Source organism: Lentibacillus sp. Marseille-P4043 (genome assembly GCF_900258515.1).
Taxonomy (GTDB): Bacteria; Bacillota; Bacilli; order Bacillales; family Amphibacillaceae; genus Lentibacillus_C.
The window spans coordinates 2,112,554-2,129,043 of the sequence record NZ_LT984884.1; the positions used below are offsets into that span (position 1 = coordinate 2,112,554).

Consider the following 16,490-nt stretch of genomic DNA (forward strand, 5'->3'; position numbering starts at 1 on the left):
ATGGTGCAAAAAAATTGATCAAAGAATTTCTCTCTTCTTCTAGGTCTTTGAACAGCTTCATTCAGTTGGGCGTTCCTTGTCGTTGTAAAAATATAAAGGGAGCTGATTAAATAATGGAAGTGCTAGGGGAAGCAAAAACGGAATCGGTTGATGATGACTGGGTTGCCTTAATCCTGATGGCAAAACAGATTGGACTTACACAGGATGACGTTAGGAGGTTTATTCGAAAACAGCAAAGCATACAAATTCCTCAAAGGGGTAGTTCGTTATATAACAGTGAATTAAAAGAGATCAAATAAATCACTGTAAATTCTTTTTTTTCGGAGACATAAGCGGTAAAATAGCAGTATTGAAGATATTTTGAGAGGAGTAATTATAATGAGTACATACCCAAACGTTAACGAAACAAAAGAGATTATTAAACAGTTAGTGTCGATCCCAAGTCCTTCAGGTTACACGGAAAACGTAATTCAGTATGTCGATCGTTTTTTACAGGATTTACAGGTGGAAACTAGACGTAATCATAAAGGTGGATTAATTGCAACATTGCCTGGAGAAAATGATAAAGAACATAGAATGCTAACTGCACATGTCGATACATTAGGGGCGATGGTGAAGGAAGTAAAGGATAATGGCCGGCTTCGTCTGGACCTTATTGGCGGATTCAAGTATAACGCAATAGAGGGTGAGTACTGTGAGATACATACATCTAGTGGTAAGGTTTTTACCGGAACCATCTTAATGCATCAAACATCTGTTCATGTTTACAAGAATGCTGGGGATGCGAAACGTAATCAAGAAAATATGGAAGTTCGGATTGATGCCAAGGTGGAAAACGCTAAGGAAATTCGTGAACTTGGTATTGAGGTTGGGGATTTTGTGTCATTCGATCCACGAGTTCAGCTTGCCGATAACGGATTCATTAAATCCCGTCATTTAGATGACAAAGCAAGTGTTGGGATTTTGTTGCAGCTGATTAAGCGACTGAAAGAAGAAAATGTGACACTTCCATATACGACACATTTTCTAATTTCAAATAATGAGGAAATTGGCTATGGTGGAAATTCTAATATCACACCTGAAACGGTTGAATATTTAGCAGTTGATATGGGTGCCATGGGAGATGGCCAATCAACCGATGAATACACCGCTTCCATTTGTGTGAAGGATGCAAGTGGACCGTACCATTTTGGGTTGCGTAAACATCTTGTAGAGTTGGCGGAATCGAATGACATCGGCTATCAATTGGATATTTATCCGTATTATGGATCAGACGCATCGGCAGCGATCAGAGCTGGTCATGATATTGTTCATGGACTTATCGGACCAGGTATTGACTCATCCCATGCATATGAAAGAACACATGAAACATCTTTAGACTATACGGAACAATTGCTGTATCATTATGTTCTTTCTGGAATGGTAAAATATTAAGGAAATAATTTTGAAAAAGGCGAACCTACTCGTTTGGAGTGGACTCGTCTTTTTGTTTATCCATTTAAGTCTATTTTTCTTGAATAGAATGGGGATTTTTTGATATTCATAAGAAAGAAATATTAAAATATAGAAGTTGTTCGGTTGACCACTTTGAAGATGTTTCAATTTGGGAACATTATTTTCAGTGAAAAAGAAGTTTTGAAACATTTCACGGAAGCATTGAGTAAATTCCAGTTATATTTCGCGGGTCCGAACGTTAATTAACAGATCGAATATGATACAATAGTAAAAAAATACTGGATGGTGATTACCATGAGCTTTTATCAGCAAAGTAGGGATCAGATATTGCTGCATCTAAAAAATATAATTGATACAACATTAAAGGATATCCCGGCTGATGTGTATCTTTTTGGCTCATGGGCTCGGAAGGAAGAGAAAAGAACTTCTGATATTGATGTTGCACTTCAATCACCGGAAGAAATTCCGATAATAAAGTGGGTTGAACTCCGTGAAAGAATAGAAGAATCACCCCTTCCATATCGTGTTGATTTAGTCGATTTGTCAAAGGCAGATCAGGATCTTATTAATAGAATTAAAAAGGAGGGGATACAATGGAAAGGTTACTCGAACGAGTTCAAGTCGCAAACAAAGCCTTAAGGACATTTAATGAGGTGGTTAAAATTGAAAGCCCTTCCGCTATTGAACGCGATGCAGCAATTCAGCGCTTCGAATTTAGTTTTGAAGCATGTTGGAAAGCAGGTAAACAATATTTGTATAATGTTGAGGGCCTGGACATTGGTTCGCCAAAGGGCGTTATTCGTTCTTTTCGGGAAGTTGGTGTCTTTAGTGAAGAGGAAACTGTTCTTGGTTTACGGATGGTCGATCACCGTAATTTAACCGTGCATACATATAATGAGGATTTATCAATTGAAATTTCGGGAATGCTTCCACAATATTATCAGCTGTTGTGTAACTGGATGGAGCGTATACATAATAGGATTCACATGGATACGAAATAGGAGGGTTCCTGTGGTTTTTTTCTTTTATACGTTGGCGATTTTATTGATTTTTAGTGGTTTAGTTGCATTCTTTCGATCGGTCAAATATCGATTTAATCATGTATATATTAAGCTAGGCCAATTAAAAGTACCATTTTGGATCTGTAAAATGGCAGCTGCTGTTTTTGTTTTTGGCCTGGGGATTTTTTTATTAAGACAGTGGATATGATAAATAGAACGTGAGGACGAGATGACTTGCCATTTTGGGTAAGTCATTTTGCGTTCTGTAGATAGAAGATTATAATTAGGCCTAACAGATATTTGAAGTGGGAAGTAGGTATATTGATGAAACTTAGCATTTTAGATCAAGCACCAATTGCATCGGGAAAAACAGCCCAAGAAACGCTTGAGGATTCAATAAAACTTGCACAACTTGGAGACCGATTAGGCTATACGCGCTACTGGATTGCGGAACATCATGATATGTCCGGTTTAGCATGCCCCAACCCCGATGTGATGATTGGGATTATTGCCTCAAAAACAGAAAAAATCAGGACTGGCGCAGGTGCAGTATTATTGCCGCACTATAAACCGTTTAGGGTAGCAGAGACCTATAATTTGCTAGCAACTTTATTTCCTGACCGTATTGATTTGGGGATTGGGCGAGCACCGGGTGGATCCGCCGAAGTTACAATGGCACTGTCCGATAATTTTTTAGAACAAGTACGAAAAGTTCCAGAAAAACTTGATGATTTATTGCGTTTTTTACATCATGATTTTCCGAAAGATCATATGTATGCGAAAATCAAACCAACACCAGTTCCAAAAAAATCACCAGAACCATGGATGCTCGGAACAAGTGGGAAAAGTGCTATTTTAGCAGCTGAGAAAGGAATGGCTTATACATTTGGCCACTTCATGAGTGATCAAGATGGCCCAGCAATTGTTACCAACTATAAGGAACTATTCAAGCAAAAACATCCGGCATTAACGCCAAAGGTTATTGTGACGATAACAGTTATTTGTGCAGAGACAACCAAGGAAGCTGAAGAAATTGCAATGAGCAGCTTATTGTGGAATGTTCTTCGTGCTAAAGGGGAAGGAAACGATGGGGTACCTTCTGCTCTAAATGCACTAAACTATTCGTTTTCAGAGGAAGAGGCAGAAAGGCTTAGTAAAGCCAAAGAAAAAATGATTATCGGGAACCCAACAGAAGTGAAACAACAACTTGAGAACCTGCAGCAGGCATATCAGGTAGACGAATTTATGATTGTTACGATCACACACGACCATGAGGCAAGAAAAATGTCATATAAACTGATTGCCGAGGAAATAATGAAGGATAAAACGTAATATATTTGTTGTTAAGTGTGTATTAACTATTGAAATTTTCGTAACCTGTCTCATCGTTTAACACGTGGGACCTTAAACTAATTTTAAAATGGCGAACTCGTCTTTTGATGGGCTCGTCATTTTTTTATTCTCTAGCACTAGACCAAAATAAGACTAGAGACCTACTGCAAAATATAGCTTAGGCTCATTATCGTTTTTTCATTTGCTAGGTATGATAGAGACAAGATAATGAAAGGAGGCAGAAATGAATGAATAAATTTTTATTGTTTCTAGGCGGATTAGCTGCATTGTTAGTATTACTGGCAACATTAGGTCCGATGATTCTGCTAGGTGTCAGCATTTGGTTGCTATATGTGATCTTTAAACAGTTTATGAAAAGTGACTCAACAGTTGGAAAAATTGCCTGGGTTGTTGCAGGACTCATTATACTGGGCATTGGCTTGTCCAATATCTATGCAGTGATCGGTGTTGCGGCAGCATATATTTTGTATCAGATTTTCCGGAACTTGCGAAAAGATGATCATAATTCAAAAGGACAGACAGTAGTAGATGATGATCCATTTACAAATTTTGAAAGACAATGGACAGAAATGAATAATTAACAGAACCATGCGTGATATCAATACGAAAAGGAGCGATTTACATGGCAAATTTATTTACACGGATTAAAGATTCAATTTCGGCAGATCTTCACAATCTATTAGATGAAAAGGAACAGAAGAACCCAGTTGCTGCATTAAATCAATACTTGCGCCAAAGTGAGCAAGAGAAAGAAAAGGTAAGAAGGCTGATTGAAAGGCAGCATAAACTTAAAGACGAATTCACTAGAGAATATCACAAAGCTCAGGATCTTGCTGATAAACGATTGAAACAAGCTGCTATTGCTGATAAAGCGGGCGAGGAACAAATGCATCAATTTGCAATGAAAGAACAAGAAGAATATCAAGCACGTGCAGATCGAATGAAAACACTAAGACAGGAAGCTGTAAATCAACTTGAGGAATTAGAACAAAAATATGAAGAAATGAAACATAAATTAAAAGACATGCACTTGCGTCGTATGGAACTAATGGGGCGTGAAAATGTTGCTCATGCTAACCATCAAATGAACAAAGTGATGGAAGAAACAGCTGACAAACCATATTCTCGTTTTGCTGAGTTAGAAAACTATATCGAAAGTCTGGAGTATAAGGTGAACAGCTCTTATTACCGCAGCACATTCGATAGTAAAATTGCCCGTCTTGAAAAAGAAATGCAAGATCAAGAAAAGGCGAATTAGTTCAAAATATCCCATGTTCCAGATTGGGATAAAAACATGATATACTAAAGCAGACGCGAGACAACTTGCGTCTGTTTATTACATAGAAAAGGGGGTCACCTGTATGTTTCACAGATTATCAACGGACACACTGAACTGGATCATGATTGTCGGGGTGATCCTCTTTATTGTTGAAATTGCCTTTTTTCATGGCGGTATGATCTTTTCTGCCCTGTTTTCAGCTCTCCTCATTTATATTGGTTGGAAAAATTTTTTTCGGTTATGGGGTAAATGTTTTTTTTGGATTGGCGTGATAGGCCTAATATTTTCTGTATTGAACATGTTGGCTGTCCGGTTCTTGCTTATAGCTGGTATTATACTGTTTATTCGTGACTATTCGAAGTCAAAAAAAGAATCCGAACGAATTACACCTTCCATTTCTGGTCAACATGAGTCAACTACGGAGGCCTTAATTCAATTGGAACCATTATTTGACCACCATGCTTTTGGTGATCAAAAGACTGCTGAACATGCGTACTACTGGAATGATATAAACATCCATGGCGCATTTGGTGATCGGGTCATTGATTTAAGCAATACCGTGTTACCTGATGATACGGCAGTAATCTCCATTCGCCATCTCGTCGGAAATATTGAAATTTATATACCATATGAAGTAGAAGTTAGTGTTCATCACAGTTCCATCTTTGGTCGAGCACATATTCTTGGTGAGCATCATTGGCATTTAATGAACCAGACCCTATCCTACAAAACGGAAGGCTATGATACCACATATCCGCGTGTCAAAATTATTACCACTTTATTATCCGGTGATATTGAGGTGAAACGGATATGAAGATGATAATAAAGCATGCCGCAAGAGCAGTTATGTTGTGTTTATTTATTACTGTTATGGTAGCAGTTATCTTTTTTGTTGCCTTTCCGCTAGATGATTGGTCAGGTTTGCTAGAACGAACTATAGTTGATATTCCGTTTTTATTTCTAGTTGCGATTGTCCCTGTTATTACTGGTGCAATCATCGGTGTAGTAAATGGTTGGAGTTTACGACAAAGACTGCACGATCTTGAACGACAGTTAGCTGAATTGGTGAAGGAACAAAAAATTACGATCGTTGAGGAGCCACACCAAGAATTTTCCGCAATTCAAAATCAGTTGGGACAATTACAGCAGAAGTTTCATGAGCAAGCAGAACTAAAGCAAAGCTTGGCAACAGAGCGTGCAAACGAGCGAGAAAAAAGCTTGCAGGAAGTTGTCATTCAAGAGAGAAATCGACTGGCTCGTGAATTACATGATTCCGTCAGTCAGCAATTGTTCGCTGTATCCATGATGATGTCTGCGATCAATGAATCGAACCCGCCAAAAGATGACACACTTAAACAACAACTGCAAATGGTCGAAAAAATGATCCATCAGTCCCAGCTAGAAATGCGCGCCTTGCTTCTCCACCTAAGACCAGCTGCATTAAAAGGAAAAACATTGCAAGAAGGTGTCGGAGAACTATTAGTTGAACTTACACAAAAGGTTCCAATGGAGATTGATTGGAAGGTAGAAAAATTCAATGTTGCCAAAGGTATTGAAGATCAGTTGTTTCGGATTCTTCAAGAGTCTGTATCTAACACATTGAGGCATGCAAAAGCTACTACACTAAGTGTAATGTTAATTGAACGGGATGACACGATTATTTTACGAATCGTCGATGATGGTATTGGATTTGATGTGGAAAAAGCTCGAGCTAGTTCTTATGGCCTGCAAAATATGAGTGAGCGGGCATATGAGGTTGGTGGAACATTAAAAGTCATCAGCCTGCCAGATCAAGGGACACGGTTGGAAGTCAAAGTACCGCGATTAAAGAAAGAGGATGAGAATGATGATTAACGTATTGTTTGCTGATGATCATGAAATGGTTCGAATCGGTGTATCCGCTTATCTTTCTGCACAACCTGATATCGAAGTTGTGGCAGAGGCTGATGATGGAGGTGCTGCAGTTCAAAAGGCACTGGAGTTAAAACCTGATATTATTTTAATGGACCTTGTGATGAAGGAAATGGATGGTATCGAGGCGACTAAACAGATTATCGACAATTGGCCTGAAGCTAAGATTATTATTGTTACCAGTTTTCTTGATGATGAGAAAGTGTATCCTGCGCTGGAAGCTGGAGCGACAAGTTATATGTTAAAAACATCAAAGGCGAATGAAATTGCCAAAGCGATTCGCTCAACATACCAAGGGCAATCCATTTTGGAACCAGAAGTTACCGGGAAAATAATGACACGAATGCGCGAAAAACCTGCTGATGAACCGCATAGCCAATTAACCGATCGCGAAATGGAAATCCTTTTGCTGATTGCAGATGGGAAAACCAATCAGGAAATTGCCGATCAACTATTTATTGCTTTGAAAACGGTGAAAGTGCACGTAAGCAATATCTTAGGAAAATTGGAAGTCCAAGATAGAACACAAGCAGTTATTTATGCGTTTAAACATGATCTTGTAAAATAACTGCTTATTACTTAGGAAAAATTCCCCATGTGTTTAATTGTTTATCGTCTACCACTCATACGTTGGTAGGCTTTTTTGTTGTAAAAAGTGAAAAATGTAACGAAAAAAAGGGGTTATCGTCAAAATTGAAACATAAATGTAATATTCATATTACATGATTGTCATTTTAAGATGATATACTACGAATTAGTTAAGATAATAAATTACATAGATTACATATAAAAAAATCACATTACTGCACGGGAATAAATTTTATACATAGAAATTGCGGTAGTGATAGGGAAGCGGGGAAAAGAAGTTGAAAAAAAAGATAGCGACGATGACCACTGTTGCAGTGGTTGGTTTGACAAGTGCATTTTTTAGTAATACGGCACACGCTGAAAAGTCAGTACAACAAATTCAGGATGAACGGTCAGATATTAAAGCAAATCTATCTGATGCAGAATCTAAAATCGCCGATGTTCTAGTAGAGTTGGAAGATTTGAATGCAAAAATTGCTAGAGTTGACGATGCGTTAGTTGAAAATAAAAAACAAATGGAAAAAACAGAGGACAAAATTAAAAGTACGAAAAAAGAAGTAAATAAACTAGAAGTTGAAATAGAAAAACTAGAAGATAAAATTGCCGAACGTTATGAAATTATGAAAGATCGGATTGTAGCTTACCAAAAAAACGGCGGAGACATTAAATATTTGGAAGTTCTTTTCGGGTCCAAAAGTTTTGGTGATTTCATTACGCGTGCCTCAGCAGTTTCTACAATATCCGAAGCTGATGCTGACTTAATGGAACAACAGGAAGAAGATAAAAAGGCAGTAGAGGAAAAACAAGATTCTGTTAAGGAAAAGCTAGCTGAATTAACCGATATGAAATCGGAACAAGAAGCTATCCAGGATACAATTTTAGAACAAAAAGAACAGAATGAAGCAGCAAAACAAGAATTAAAAGATAAAGAAGCAGAACTAAAAGAAATGAAGTCACATTTACAAAGCAAGGATAGTAATCTTGCAGCATTAGAAGCGGATATTCGCCAAAGCATGGAATCTAATAACAATGGAACTGTAGTAGGATCCAGTAGTAATGTAACTGCAGCTGTAACAAATTCAAACTCAAGTAAGGCAGCACCGGCACCAAGCGGAAATGTTGGCGCAGCTATAAATGCTGGATATAAATACATTGGAAACTCTGTTTATGTATTTGGCGCTGGACGTACTGCGAGCGATATTCGAAATGGTAGATTTGATTGTTCTGGATTTGTTTCATGGGCATATTCCCAAGCAGGAAAATCAATCCCTGCAACTACTTCAGCATTATCTGGTACGGGAACAAAGGTATCATACAGCAACATTCAACCAGGCGATTTAGTATTCTTTAATACGTATAAAACAAATGGACATGTTGGGATTTATGTTGGTGGCGGTAAATTTATTGGGTCACAAAGTTCTACTGGCGTGGATGTTGTAAGCATGTCAAATCCTTATTGGAGTAGTCACTTCTCCGGACATGTAAGACGTGTTAAATAATTGTAATTCAAGCGGATGGTTTCACCGGAAATCATCCGCTTGAATTTTTATATTGCCAAGAAAGAATTTTTTCAATATGATTAATCTATCATTTTTGAAGGTGGTTATATCTAGTGCGATACAAACGAGATGAAGCATTCCGCTATGAATTTGGAACTCCCTTAGAGGCATTTTTCACAATTGAAGAAGTCAACGGAAATAGTGTTGAATCATCTGAAGGAGAGGCAAGCATTATCGATCTTAGCTTAAATGGCATGAAATTAGCTACAACGTTAGAAATGTCCAACAGAAACGATATTAAGGTATTAATCCGGTTTATGTTAAATGACAATGAATATTTGGTGCAAGGAGAAATAATTTGGAGTAAAGCACATCTTGATGAATACAATTATGGGATTCAATTTGCTTTGGATGAGCAAGTACAGGACAATCTAATTGATGATTTAAAAGAATTAGGAAAGTCCAAAGTCAATGATTGATAAATAGAATATATACTTTTTATAAGCGGTACATTGATATGTACCGCTTATTTTTTTCAAAATGTTTTTCAACTTGATTGATGCTACAGTATTATCTTAAGTATTCGTTTTTTTAATATTTAAGTTTTTTCAAAATAAGGGTTGCAATTTTCTAAAAAACAGAATAGACTGTATTATAACAAAATAAAAGTTAACAAATCTGTTATATAAAAAGGTGGGTGATAATATTGAATAAAACTTCTTCTTATGTTAAGTGTCAGGAATGTGGAAAACCAGTTAATGCTAAAAATTATTTGCTTGAGTGTGATTATTGCTTATCAAAAAAGGAAGAGGATTAATTTTTTTACACATCATGTTATATAACACAATAATTAAATGAATTTTGTTTTATAACAAGGGAGGATGTAAATTTTATGTTAATAAAGAACGGGGAAATTAAAATTAAAGATGAATTACAAACAAGGTATGATGAAATTTTAACGAATGAAGCACTGACTTTTCTTGAAAAGTTGCATCACCATTTTGATGAACGACGAAGAAGCTTATTAGCGATAAGGGAGCAAATACAGGAAAATTTAAATAAGGGTAAGCGGCTAAATTTCTTAACGGAAACAGAAAACATTCGGAATGCTGATTGGTCAGTTGCACCAATTCCAAAAGATTTACAGGATCGACGAGTAGAGATCACTGGACCAGTTGATCGAAAAATGATTATTAATGCGCTTAATTCGGGAGCAAAAACCTATATGGCTGACTTTGAGGATGCCACATCACCAACATGGACGAATGTGATAAACGGACAAATCAATTTAAAAGACGCGATTCGCCGACAGATTGATTTTCAAGGTGCTAACGGTAAACAGTATTCATTAAATGATCAAACGGCAGTTATCATCGTTCGTCCTAGAGGGTGGCATCTTGAAGAAAAAAACATCACAATTGATGGTAATTCGGTATCGGCTAGCTTAGTAGATTTTGGCCTTTATTTTTTTCATAATGCAAAAGAGCTGTTGGAACGTGAAACAGGACCATACTTTTATTTGCCAAAAATAGAGAACCATCTGGAAGCACGTCTATGGAATGATGTCTTTGTTTTTGCTCAGAATGAACTTGGAATTTCTCAAGGAACAATTAAAGCTACTGTATTAATTGAAACTATAACAGCAGCTTTTGAAATGGATGAAATCTTGTATGAGTTGCAAGATCATGCTGCTGGATTAAATTGTGGGCGTTGGGACTATATTTTTAGTTATATAAAGAAGTTTCAGCAGCACCCTGAAGTAATTTTGCCTGATCGGTCGGTTGTTACCATGGAAACCCCTTTTATGCGGGCATATTCTTTACTGGCAATTCAAACGTGTCATAAACGAAATGCCGCAGCAATTGGCGGGATGGCTGCACAAATTCCGGTAAAGAATGATGACGAGGCCAATCAGGAAGCCTTTCAAAAGGTTCAAGCAGATAAGGAACGTGAGGCAAAAGATGGCCATGATGGAACATGGGTTGCACATCCGGGAATGGTTGACTTGGTAAGAAAGATTTTTGATCAGGAAATGGCAACATCCAATCAAATATGTAAGAAACGGGAGGATGTAAAAGTTACGCAAGAGGATTTGCTGGAGATCCCTGAAGGAAAGATTACCGAGAAAGGGTTGCGGACAAATATTAATGTAGCTATCCAGTATATTGCTGCATGGTTACAAGGTAGGGGAGCTGTTCCACTAAATAATTTAATGGAAGATGCAGCAACAGCAGAAATTTCTCGTGCTCAAATCTGGCAATGGCTGCGACATCCTAAAGGTATTTTGGCAGATGGACGGGATATAACGTATGATCTTGTTGAACAAGTGATGAAAGAAGAATTAGCTAAAATCCGCCAAGATACAGGAGAAGAAGATGTAAAGAGTGTGAATCAAGCAGCTGAATTGTTTGATGATTTAATACGACATGAGAATTTCGCAGAGTTTTTAACCATACCTGCATATGAAAATTTAATTAGAGGGGGAAATAATTCATGAAACAAACTAGAATTGATCAGCTGAAAAGTAATTGGGAAAATGAAATGCGTTGGGTTGGTGTTGAACGCCCGTATTCTGCAGAAGATGTTATTCGTCTACGAGGATCAATTGATATGGAGTATACATTAGCGAAAAATGGGGCAGAAAAGCTGTGGAAATTAGTGAATGAGGAGGAATTTGTAAATGCATTGGGAGCTTTGACAGGGAATCAAGCGGTACAACAAGTAAAAGCAGGATTAAAGGCTATTTATTTGAGTGGGTGGCAAGTAGCGGCTGATGCGAATATGGCAGGACAAATGTATCCTGATCAGAGCCTATATCCAGTAAATAGTGTCCCGAATGTTGTTAAACGGATTAACCAAGCATTGCAACGTGCGGATCAGATTCATTATGCGGAAGGAAATGAAGAAATTGATTGGTTCGCCCCAATTGTTGCAGATGCGGAAGCGGGATTCGGTGGTCAATTGAATGTTTTTGAATTAATGAAGGCGATGATCGAAGCTGGTGCATCTGCCGTTCACTTTGAAGATCAGCTTTCATCAGAGAAAAAATGCGGTCATTTAGGTGGTAAAGTTTTACTTCCTACACAAACGGCTGTACGAAATTTAATTGCTGCTCGATTTGCAGCTGACGTAATGGGAACCCCAACATTAATTGTGGCAAGAACCGATGCCAATGCTGCTAATCTGATAACCAGTGATGTTGATCCATACGACACAACCTTTATGACAGGTGAACGCACTTCTGAAGGATTTTATAAAACAAACGCTGGAATTGATCAAGCAATCAATCGCGGAATTGCTTATGCACCTTATGCTGATCTTGTGTGGTGTGAGACGTCAGAACCAAATTTACAAGAAGCACAAAAATTTGCGGATGCTATTCATGAAAAATATCCAACAAAATTGTTAGCATATAATTGTTCACCATCTTTTAATTGGAAGCGAAAACTGTCGGATGATGAAATTGCCTCGTTTCAGCAGGAACTTGGAAAAATGAGCTACAAATTTCAGTTCGTTACGTTAGCGGGATTCCATGCACTGAATCATAGCATGTTTGAGTTGGCTAGAGATTATAAGGATAATGGGATGGCTGCCTATTCGAAATTACAACAAGCAGAGTTTGCAAGCGAACAATATGGTTACAGTGCAACACGCCACCAACGTGAGGTTGGAACAGGTTATTTTGATGAAGTTGCACAAGTGATATCAGGGGGAACATCGTCAACCGGATCATTAAAAGGATCGACGGAAGAAGAACAGTTTTCACGTTAATAGTTTTTCAAAAGCGCATGATTTTTTTACAGAAATCATGCGCTTTTTGATGCAAATAAGGATTAATATGCTTAATACGTCAGTTGTAGAAAGTAAAAGGGTTTTAAAAAGTAACCAAACCATGTATAATTGCTACGGAACTTATTCCTTATAACAATAGAGAAATTAGGAGGCAGTCATCATGTACGAGGTGAAAGAGTTTCGTAAAGCATCACACGATATCGATCCAATTTTTATAAAGCGTTGGTCGCCAAGATCCTTTTTAAACAAGGAGGTACCTTGCGATGTACTTCATAGTGTCTTTGAAGCAGCACGGTGGGCGCCATCTGCAGCAAATATTCAACCATGGCGGTTTATTACAGCACGTTCCCAAGAAGATCGGGAAAAGTTCCTTTCATTTATATATGAAGGAAATGTTGCATGGTGTGACAAAGCACCCGTATTAGTAGCTGTAGTATCAAAAATGGATTCCGAATTTACTGGGGGAGACAATCCTACCCACGCATTTGACACAGGAGCTGCTTGGGGTTACTTGGCATTGGAAGCAGCAAGAAAAGGTTTGGCAACACATGCCATGGGCGGATTTGATCGTGAAAAGGCGAAAGAAGTATTAAATATCCCTGAAAACTATGTCGTTCATGCGATTGTTGCTTTAGGATATAAAGGAGAAAAGGAATTATTACTTGAACAATTTCAAGAACGTGAAAAACCTTCAAATCGTAATGAAGTTGAGGAATTTATGTTTGAAGGTACATTTCAAGGAGAATAAACAAGAGATGACTTCTAATTTGGAAGTCATCTTTTGTTTATTTAGACCCTTTTTGTAAAGTTTGTTGCTTTTTAAATTTCGTAGTTGATAGAAAAATGTGACACAGTGACAATTCTTTTTATGACGGCTTTCTCTCATTCTAATGCGGCATGAGTGCTTGAACCCAAGCGAGGCAACATCATCCCGAAACGCAAAACATCGACCCAAGAAGAACGAGAACATCAACCCGAAACGCAAAACATCGACCCGAAACGCAAAACATCGACCCGAAACGTGAAACATCGGCGCGAAACGCGAAACATCGACCCAAGAACGAGAACATCGACCCGAAACGAGAGAATATCAACCCGAAACGCGAAACATCGACCCGAAACGCGAAAATATCGGCGCGAGTGCGAAAACATCATCCCGATCAAGAGTCCGGCGGAGAGCAATTCTATAGTTATGTCGCATTTTATATCTATTGTACAGAAAACAGTCTTTTTTACGGAATCGCAGGTGTGTTTATCGGCAATATACCGCATAAAATTCAATTATTTCCATAAAATATGGTTTATCTGACTTGAAAACGGGTACATTTTATATGTTAAACTGTAACTATTCTTTGACCTCCCATACATAAGAAAAAAACAGCACTAGAAAGGACTTGCAATGAAAAAACACACGTATAAAAATCCTGTATTTTTTGTATCAGCAATCATTGTTCTGCTCTTGGTTATTATTGGGGCTGTAGTTCCGAAAAAATTTGGGGCAGTAGCAGAAAAACTCTTTAATTTTACAACGATAAATTTTGGTTGGTTTTATCTTTTAGCAGTATTTATTTTTGTTCTATTTTTGGTAGGGATCTCTGTCAGTAAATATGGAAAGGTCCGCTTGGGTCCACAGAGTTCTCGGCCGGAATATCCCTTTTTTACTTGGATAGGCATGCTGTTTTCGGCTGGATTTGGTGCAGGCCTCGTTTTCTGGGGCGTTGCCGAACCAATGAGTCACTTTTTTAAAACACCATTTCCTGGCTTAGAAGCTCAAACAGAAGAAGCGGCAAGGGTCGCAATGGGGTATGCTTTTTTTCACTGGGGTGTCAGTCAGTGGTCTGTGTTCGCGATTGTTGGTTTAATTATTGCTTTCTTGCAATTTAAGAAGGAGAAAAAGGGATTAATCTCGACTTCGATTAAACCAATCGTTGGGAAGAATAGAGGGATAAGTAATACTGTTGACTCTCTAGCGGTTATCGCAACGGTAATGGGGGTTGCGACATCATTAGGGCTAGGCATTTTGCAAATGAATGGCGGTCTCCACACCGTGTTTGATGTGCCAAATTCGATCTGGATTCAAATGGTGATTGCCGGTATCATGTTAATCACCTATTTACTATCTTCAAGTACAGGTTTAAACAAAGGAATAAAATGGCTCAGTAACTTAAATTTAGGGTTATGCCTTTTGCTGCTTGTATTCGTTTTTTTCGCCGGTCCAACTGTATTTATCCTGAATACATTTGTGTTGGGATTAGGTGATTATCTAACCAACTTTGTCCAGTACAGTTTACGTTTGACGCCTTATCAAGGTGGGACATGGGTACGTGATTGGACAATTTTTTACTGGGCCTGGGCCATTGCTTGGTCACCATTTGTAGGTGCATTTGTTGCACGTGTATCAAAAGGAAGAACGATTCGTGAATTTGTGTTTGGTGTGTTAGTTGTCCCGCCAGTGATCGCATGTCTCTGGATCGCTGCATTTGGCGGAACAGCGATTTTCAGTGATTTAAATAATGGAACTCATATTGCTGAAGCGGTGGATAAAGATATGGCTGTTGCGTTATTCCAAACATTTGGTAATATGCCATTCACAAATGTGCTGTCTATTTTATCCTTATTTTTGATCTTTACATTTTTAGTTACATCTGCAGATTCAGCAACATATATTTTAGGCAGTATGACATCAAAAGGAAGTTTAAATCCAGCTTTATTCGTTAAGATCATTTGGGGAGTACTTATTACAGCGATTGCCGTTGTGTTACTGCTTGCTGGTGGACTGGATGCTTTACAAACAGCATCACTCATCTCAGCCCTGCCATTTACAGTGATACTGCTGCTAATTGTAGTAGCCTTCATTCGAATGCTTAAAAAAGAACCGACTGGTAAAAAAGATGATAAATAATAAAAAGCAGCTAACTCAGTTAGCTGCTTTCCTCTTCAAGAGTAAAACAACTTGTAATAACATAAGTGGTCAGCCCGACCATTAAGACGAGGATTGCCGAATATGTAATCGTTGCCTTCTGAATCACAATCCATCCAAACAAAATAACGAAACTATCCATTAGAAGAATAAAAATACCAACGTTAAGTGATGTTAATTTGGCCAGCATTAAGGCTAATAAATCTGTTCCACCAGTGCTTGTTTTCGTAAGCATCATGATCCCAATTCCCGTTCCGATCATCAAACCTCCAAATAATGAACTAATTAAAATTGGTGCTGTATGCAATTGCGATAATGGGTGAAAATAATCAATAAAAAATGATGAGACTAATAATCCATGCAGCCCATTGTAAAAATAAGTCCGATAACGAAACCAAGCAATTAGATATAAAGGGAGGCTCAAGACGATGATCGTTAATCCTGGTTTTAAGCCTAAAGCATACTTGGAGATCAACCCTAGGCCAATAATGCCTCCATCTAATAAATGGTTAGGGATGAGGAAATAATTGATACCAATTGCTACAAAAATGCTGCCAGTAATGATGGAAATTATTTTTTGAATCATACGGAATAATCACCTACTTATACTTGTCCAATTGCTTCTTACTAAAAGATATGTTTTAAAAAGGTGAATTATCCGTCTTGTTTTATGAGGAGGTGAATACCCTGCA

The 16,490-nt window shown here is 37.9% G+C and carries 19 protein-coding genes; 18 read left to right on the forward strand and 1 reads right to left on the reverse strand.

From position 1 onward, the window contains the following. The first annotated feature begins 113 nt into the window (after positions 1–113). The 18 genes from sinI (at position 114) to C8270_RS10340 (ending at position 15,780) form a co-directional block, all read left to right on the forward strand. On the forward strand, positions 114–299 hold the full coding sequence (gene sinI / locus C8270_RS10255; RefSeq protein ID WP_106496735.1) for a DNA-binding anti-repressor SinI: 186 nt from the start codon (positions 114–116) through the stop codon (positions 297–299). 79 nt (positions 300–378) lie between these two features. Beyond that, positions 379–1,434, forward strand: coding sequence for a M42 family metallopeptidase (locus C8270_RS10260; protein ID WP_106496736.1), 1,056 nt, complete (start codon positions 379–381; stop codon positions 1,432–1,434). Between the two features lie 315 nt (positions 1,435–1,749). Beyond that, on the forward strand, positions 1,750–2,094 hold the full coding sequence (locus tag C8270_RS10265; RefSeq protein ID WP_158701694.1) for a nucleotidyltransferase family protein: 345 nt from the start codon (positions 1,750–1,752) through the stop codon (positions 2,092–2,094). After that, positions 2,049–2,456 (forward strand): nucleotidyltransferase substrate binding protein, encoded by a 408-nt coding sequence (locus tag C8270_RS10270; RefSeq protein ID WP_106496738.1) that lies wholly within the window; start codon positions 2,049–2,051, stop codon positions 2,454–2,456. The genes C8270_RS10265 and C8270_RS10270 overlap by 46 nt, the downstream gene beginning before the upstream one ends. 10 nt (positions 2,457–2,466) lie before the next feature. Then, the gene (locus C8270_RS10275) at positions 2,467–2,664 is read left to right on the forward strand and encodes a hypothetical protein (protein WP_106496739.1); all 198 of its coding nucleotides are present in this window, start codon (positions 2,467–2,469) and stop codon (positions 2,662–2,664) included. A gap of 116 nt (positions 2,665–2,780) precedes the next feature. Further along, the gene (locus C8270_RS10280) at positions 2,781–3,788 is read left to right on the forward strand and encodes an LLM class flavin-dependent oxidoreductase (RefSeq protein WP_106496740.1); all 1,008 of its coding nucleotides are present in this window, start codon (positions 2,781–2,783) and stop codon (positions 3,786–3,788) included. A 248-nt stretch (positions 3,789–4,036) separates the two neighbouring features. After that, positions 4,037–4,390, forward strand: a complete 354-nt coding sequence (locus C8270_RS10285; RefSeq protein WP_106496741.1) for a lmo0954 family membrane protein — start codon at positions 4,037–4,039, stop codon at positions 4,388–4,390. Between the two features lie 41 nt (positions 4,391–4,431). Further along, a complete protein-coding gene (locus C8270_RS10290) occupies positions 4,432–5,067 on the forward strand; it encodes a PspA/IM30 family protein (protein WP_106496742.1) in 636 nt (211 codons plus the stop codon). Positions 5,068–5,170: 103 nt separating this feature from the next. Further along, positions 5,171–5,902: a cell wall-active antibiotics response protein LiaF gene (gene liaF / locus C8270_RS10295; RefSeq protein WP_106496743.1), complete on the forward strand. Its 732-nt coding sequence runs from the start codon at positions 5,171–5,173 to the stop codon at positions 5,900–5,902. Next, positions 5,899–6,942: a sensor histidine kinase gene (locus C8270_RS10300; RefSeq protein ID WP_106496744.1), complete on the forward strand. Its 1,044-nt coding sequence runs from the start codon at positions 5,899–5,901 to the stop codon at positions 6,940–6,942. The genes liaF and C8270_RS10300 overlap by 4 nt, the downstream gene beginning before the upstream one ends. Beyond that, the gene (locus tag C8270_RS10305; RefSeq protein WP_106498512.1) at positions 6,935–7,567 is read left to right on the forward strand and encodes a response regulator transcription factor; all 633 of its coding nucleotides are present in this window, start codon (positions 6,935–6,937) and stop codon (positions 7,565–7,567) included. The genes C8270_RS10300 and C8270_RS10305 overlap by 8 nt, the downstream gene beginning before the upstream one ends. 298 nt (positions 7,568–7,865) lie before the next feature. Beyond that, positions 7,866–9,086, forward strand: a complete 1,221-nt coding sequence (locus C8270_RS10310; protein WP_234028543.1) for a coiled-coil domain-containing protein — start codon at positions 7,866–7,868, stop codon at positions 9,084–9,086. Positions 9,087–9,199: 113 nt separating this feature from the next. Next, the gene (locus tag C8270_RS10315; protein ID WP_106496745.1) at positions 9,200–9,565 is read left to right on the forward strand and encodes a PilZ domain-containing protein; all 366 of its coding nucleotides are present in this window, start codon (positions 9,200–9,202) and stop codon (positions 9,563–9,565) included. A 413-nt stretch (positions 9,566–9,978) separates the two neighbouring features. Continuing rightward, on the forward strand, positions 9,979–11,583 hold the full coding sequence (gene aceB, locus C8270_RS10325; RefSeq protein ID WP_106496747.1) for a malate synthase A: 1,605 nt from the start codon (positions 9,979–9,981) through the stop codon (positions 11,581–11,583). Next, on the forward strand, positions 11,580–12,857 hold the full coding sequence (gene aceA, locus C8270_RS10330; RefSeq protein ID WP_106496748.1) for an isocitrate lyase: 1,278 nt from the start codon (positions 11,580–11,582) through the stop codon (positions 12,855–12,857). The genes aceB and aceA overlap by 4 nt, the downstream gene beginning before the upstream one ends. Positions 12,858–13,038: 181 nt before the next feature. Further along, on the forward strand, positions 13,039–13,626 hold the full coding sequence (locus C8270_RS10335; protein ID WP_106496749.1) for a nitroreductase family protein: 588 nt from the start codon (positions 13,039–13,041) through the stop codon (positions 13,624–13,626). Positions 13,627–13,779: 153 nt separating this feature from the next. After that, positions 13,780–14,187 (forward strand): hypothetical protein, encoded by a 408-nt coding sequence (locus C8270_RS19980; RefSeq protein WP_158701695.1) that lies wholly within the window; start codon positions 13,780–13,782, stop codon positions 14,185–14,187. Positions 14,188–14,277: 90 nt separating this feature from the next. Further along, positions 14,278–15,780 (forward strand): BCCT family transporter, encoded by a 1,503-nt coding sequence (locus C8270_RS10340; RefSeq protein WP_106496750.1) that lies wholly within the window; start codon positions 14,278–14,280, stop codon positions 15,778–15,780. Positions 15,781–15,799: 19 nt separating this feature from the next. Here the strand turns inward: C8270_RS10340 and C8270_RS10345 are convergent, their stop codons facing one another. Then, on the reverse strand, positions 15,800–16,384 hold the full coding sequence (locus C8270_RS10345) for a YitT family protein (protein ID WP_106496751.1): 585 nt from the start codon (positions 16,382–16,384) through the stop codon (positions 15,800–15,802). Positions 16,385–16,490: the final 106 nt, after the last annotated feature.

Excerpts from the sequence above, each read along its gene's own strand:
- sinI (WP_106496735.1), top strand. The coding sequence starts at position 114 with ATGGAAGTGCTAGGGGAAGCAAAAACGGAATCGGTTGATGATGACTGG.
- C8270_RS10260 (WP_106496736.1), top strand. The coding sequence starts at position 379 with ATGAGTACATACCCAAACGTTAACGAAACAAAAGAGATTATTAAACAG.
- C8270_RS10265 (WP_158701694.1), top strand. The coding sequence starts at position 1,750 with ATGAGCTTTTATCAGCAAAGTAGGGATCAGATATTGCTGCATCTAAAA.
- C8270_RS10270 (WP_106496738.1), top strand. The coding sequence starts at position 2,049 with ATGGAAAGGTTACTCGAACGAGTTCAAGTCGCAAACAAAGCCTTAAGG.
- C8270_RS10280 (WP_106496740.1), top strand. The coding sequence starts at position 2,781 with ATGAAACTTAGCATTTTAGATCAAGCACCAATTGCATCGGGAAAAACA.
- C8270_RS10285 (WP_106496741.1), top strand. The coding sequence starts at position 4,037 with ATGAATAAATTTTTATTGTTTCTAGGCGGATTAGCTGCATTGTTAGTA.
- C8270_RS10290 (WP_106496742.1), top strand. The coding sequence starts at position 4,432 with ATGGCAAATTTATTTACACGGATTAAAGATTCAATTTCGGCAGATCTT.
- liaF (WP_106496743.1), top strand. The coding sequence starts at position 5,171 with ATGTTTCACAGATTATCAACGGACACACTGAACTGGATCATGATTGTC.
- C8270_RS10300 (WP_106496744.1), top strand. The coding sequence starts at position 5,899 with ATGAAGATGATAATAAAGCATGCCGCAAGAGCAGTTATGTTGTGTTTA.
- C8270_RS10305 (WP_106498512.1), top strand. The coding sequence starts at position 6,935 with ATGATTAACGTATTGTTTGCTGATGATCATGAAATGGTTCGAATCGGT.
- aceB (WP_106496747.1), top strand. The coding sequence starts at position 9,979 with ATGTTAATAAAGAACGGGGAAATTAAAATTAAAGATGAATTACAAACA.
- aceA (WP_106496748.1), top strand. The coding sequence starts at position 11,580 with ATGAAACAAACTAGAATTGATCAGCTGAAAAGTAATTGGGAAAATGAA.
- C8270_RS10335 (WP_106496749.1), top strand. The coding sequence starts at position 13,039 with ATGTACGAGGTGAAAGAGTTTCGTAAAGCATCACACGATATCGATCCA.
- C8270_RS10340 (WP_106496750.1), top strand. The coding sequence starts at position 14,278 with ATGAAAAAACACACGTATAAAAATCCTGTATTTTTTGTATCAGCAATC.
- C8270_RS10345 (WP_106496751.1), bottom strand. The coding sequence starts at position 16,384 with ATGATTCAAAAAATAATTTCCATCATTACTGGCAGCATTTTTGTAGCA.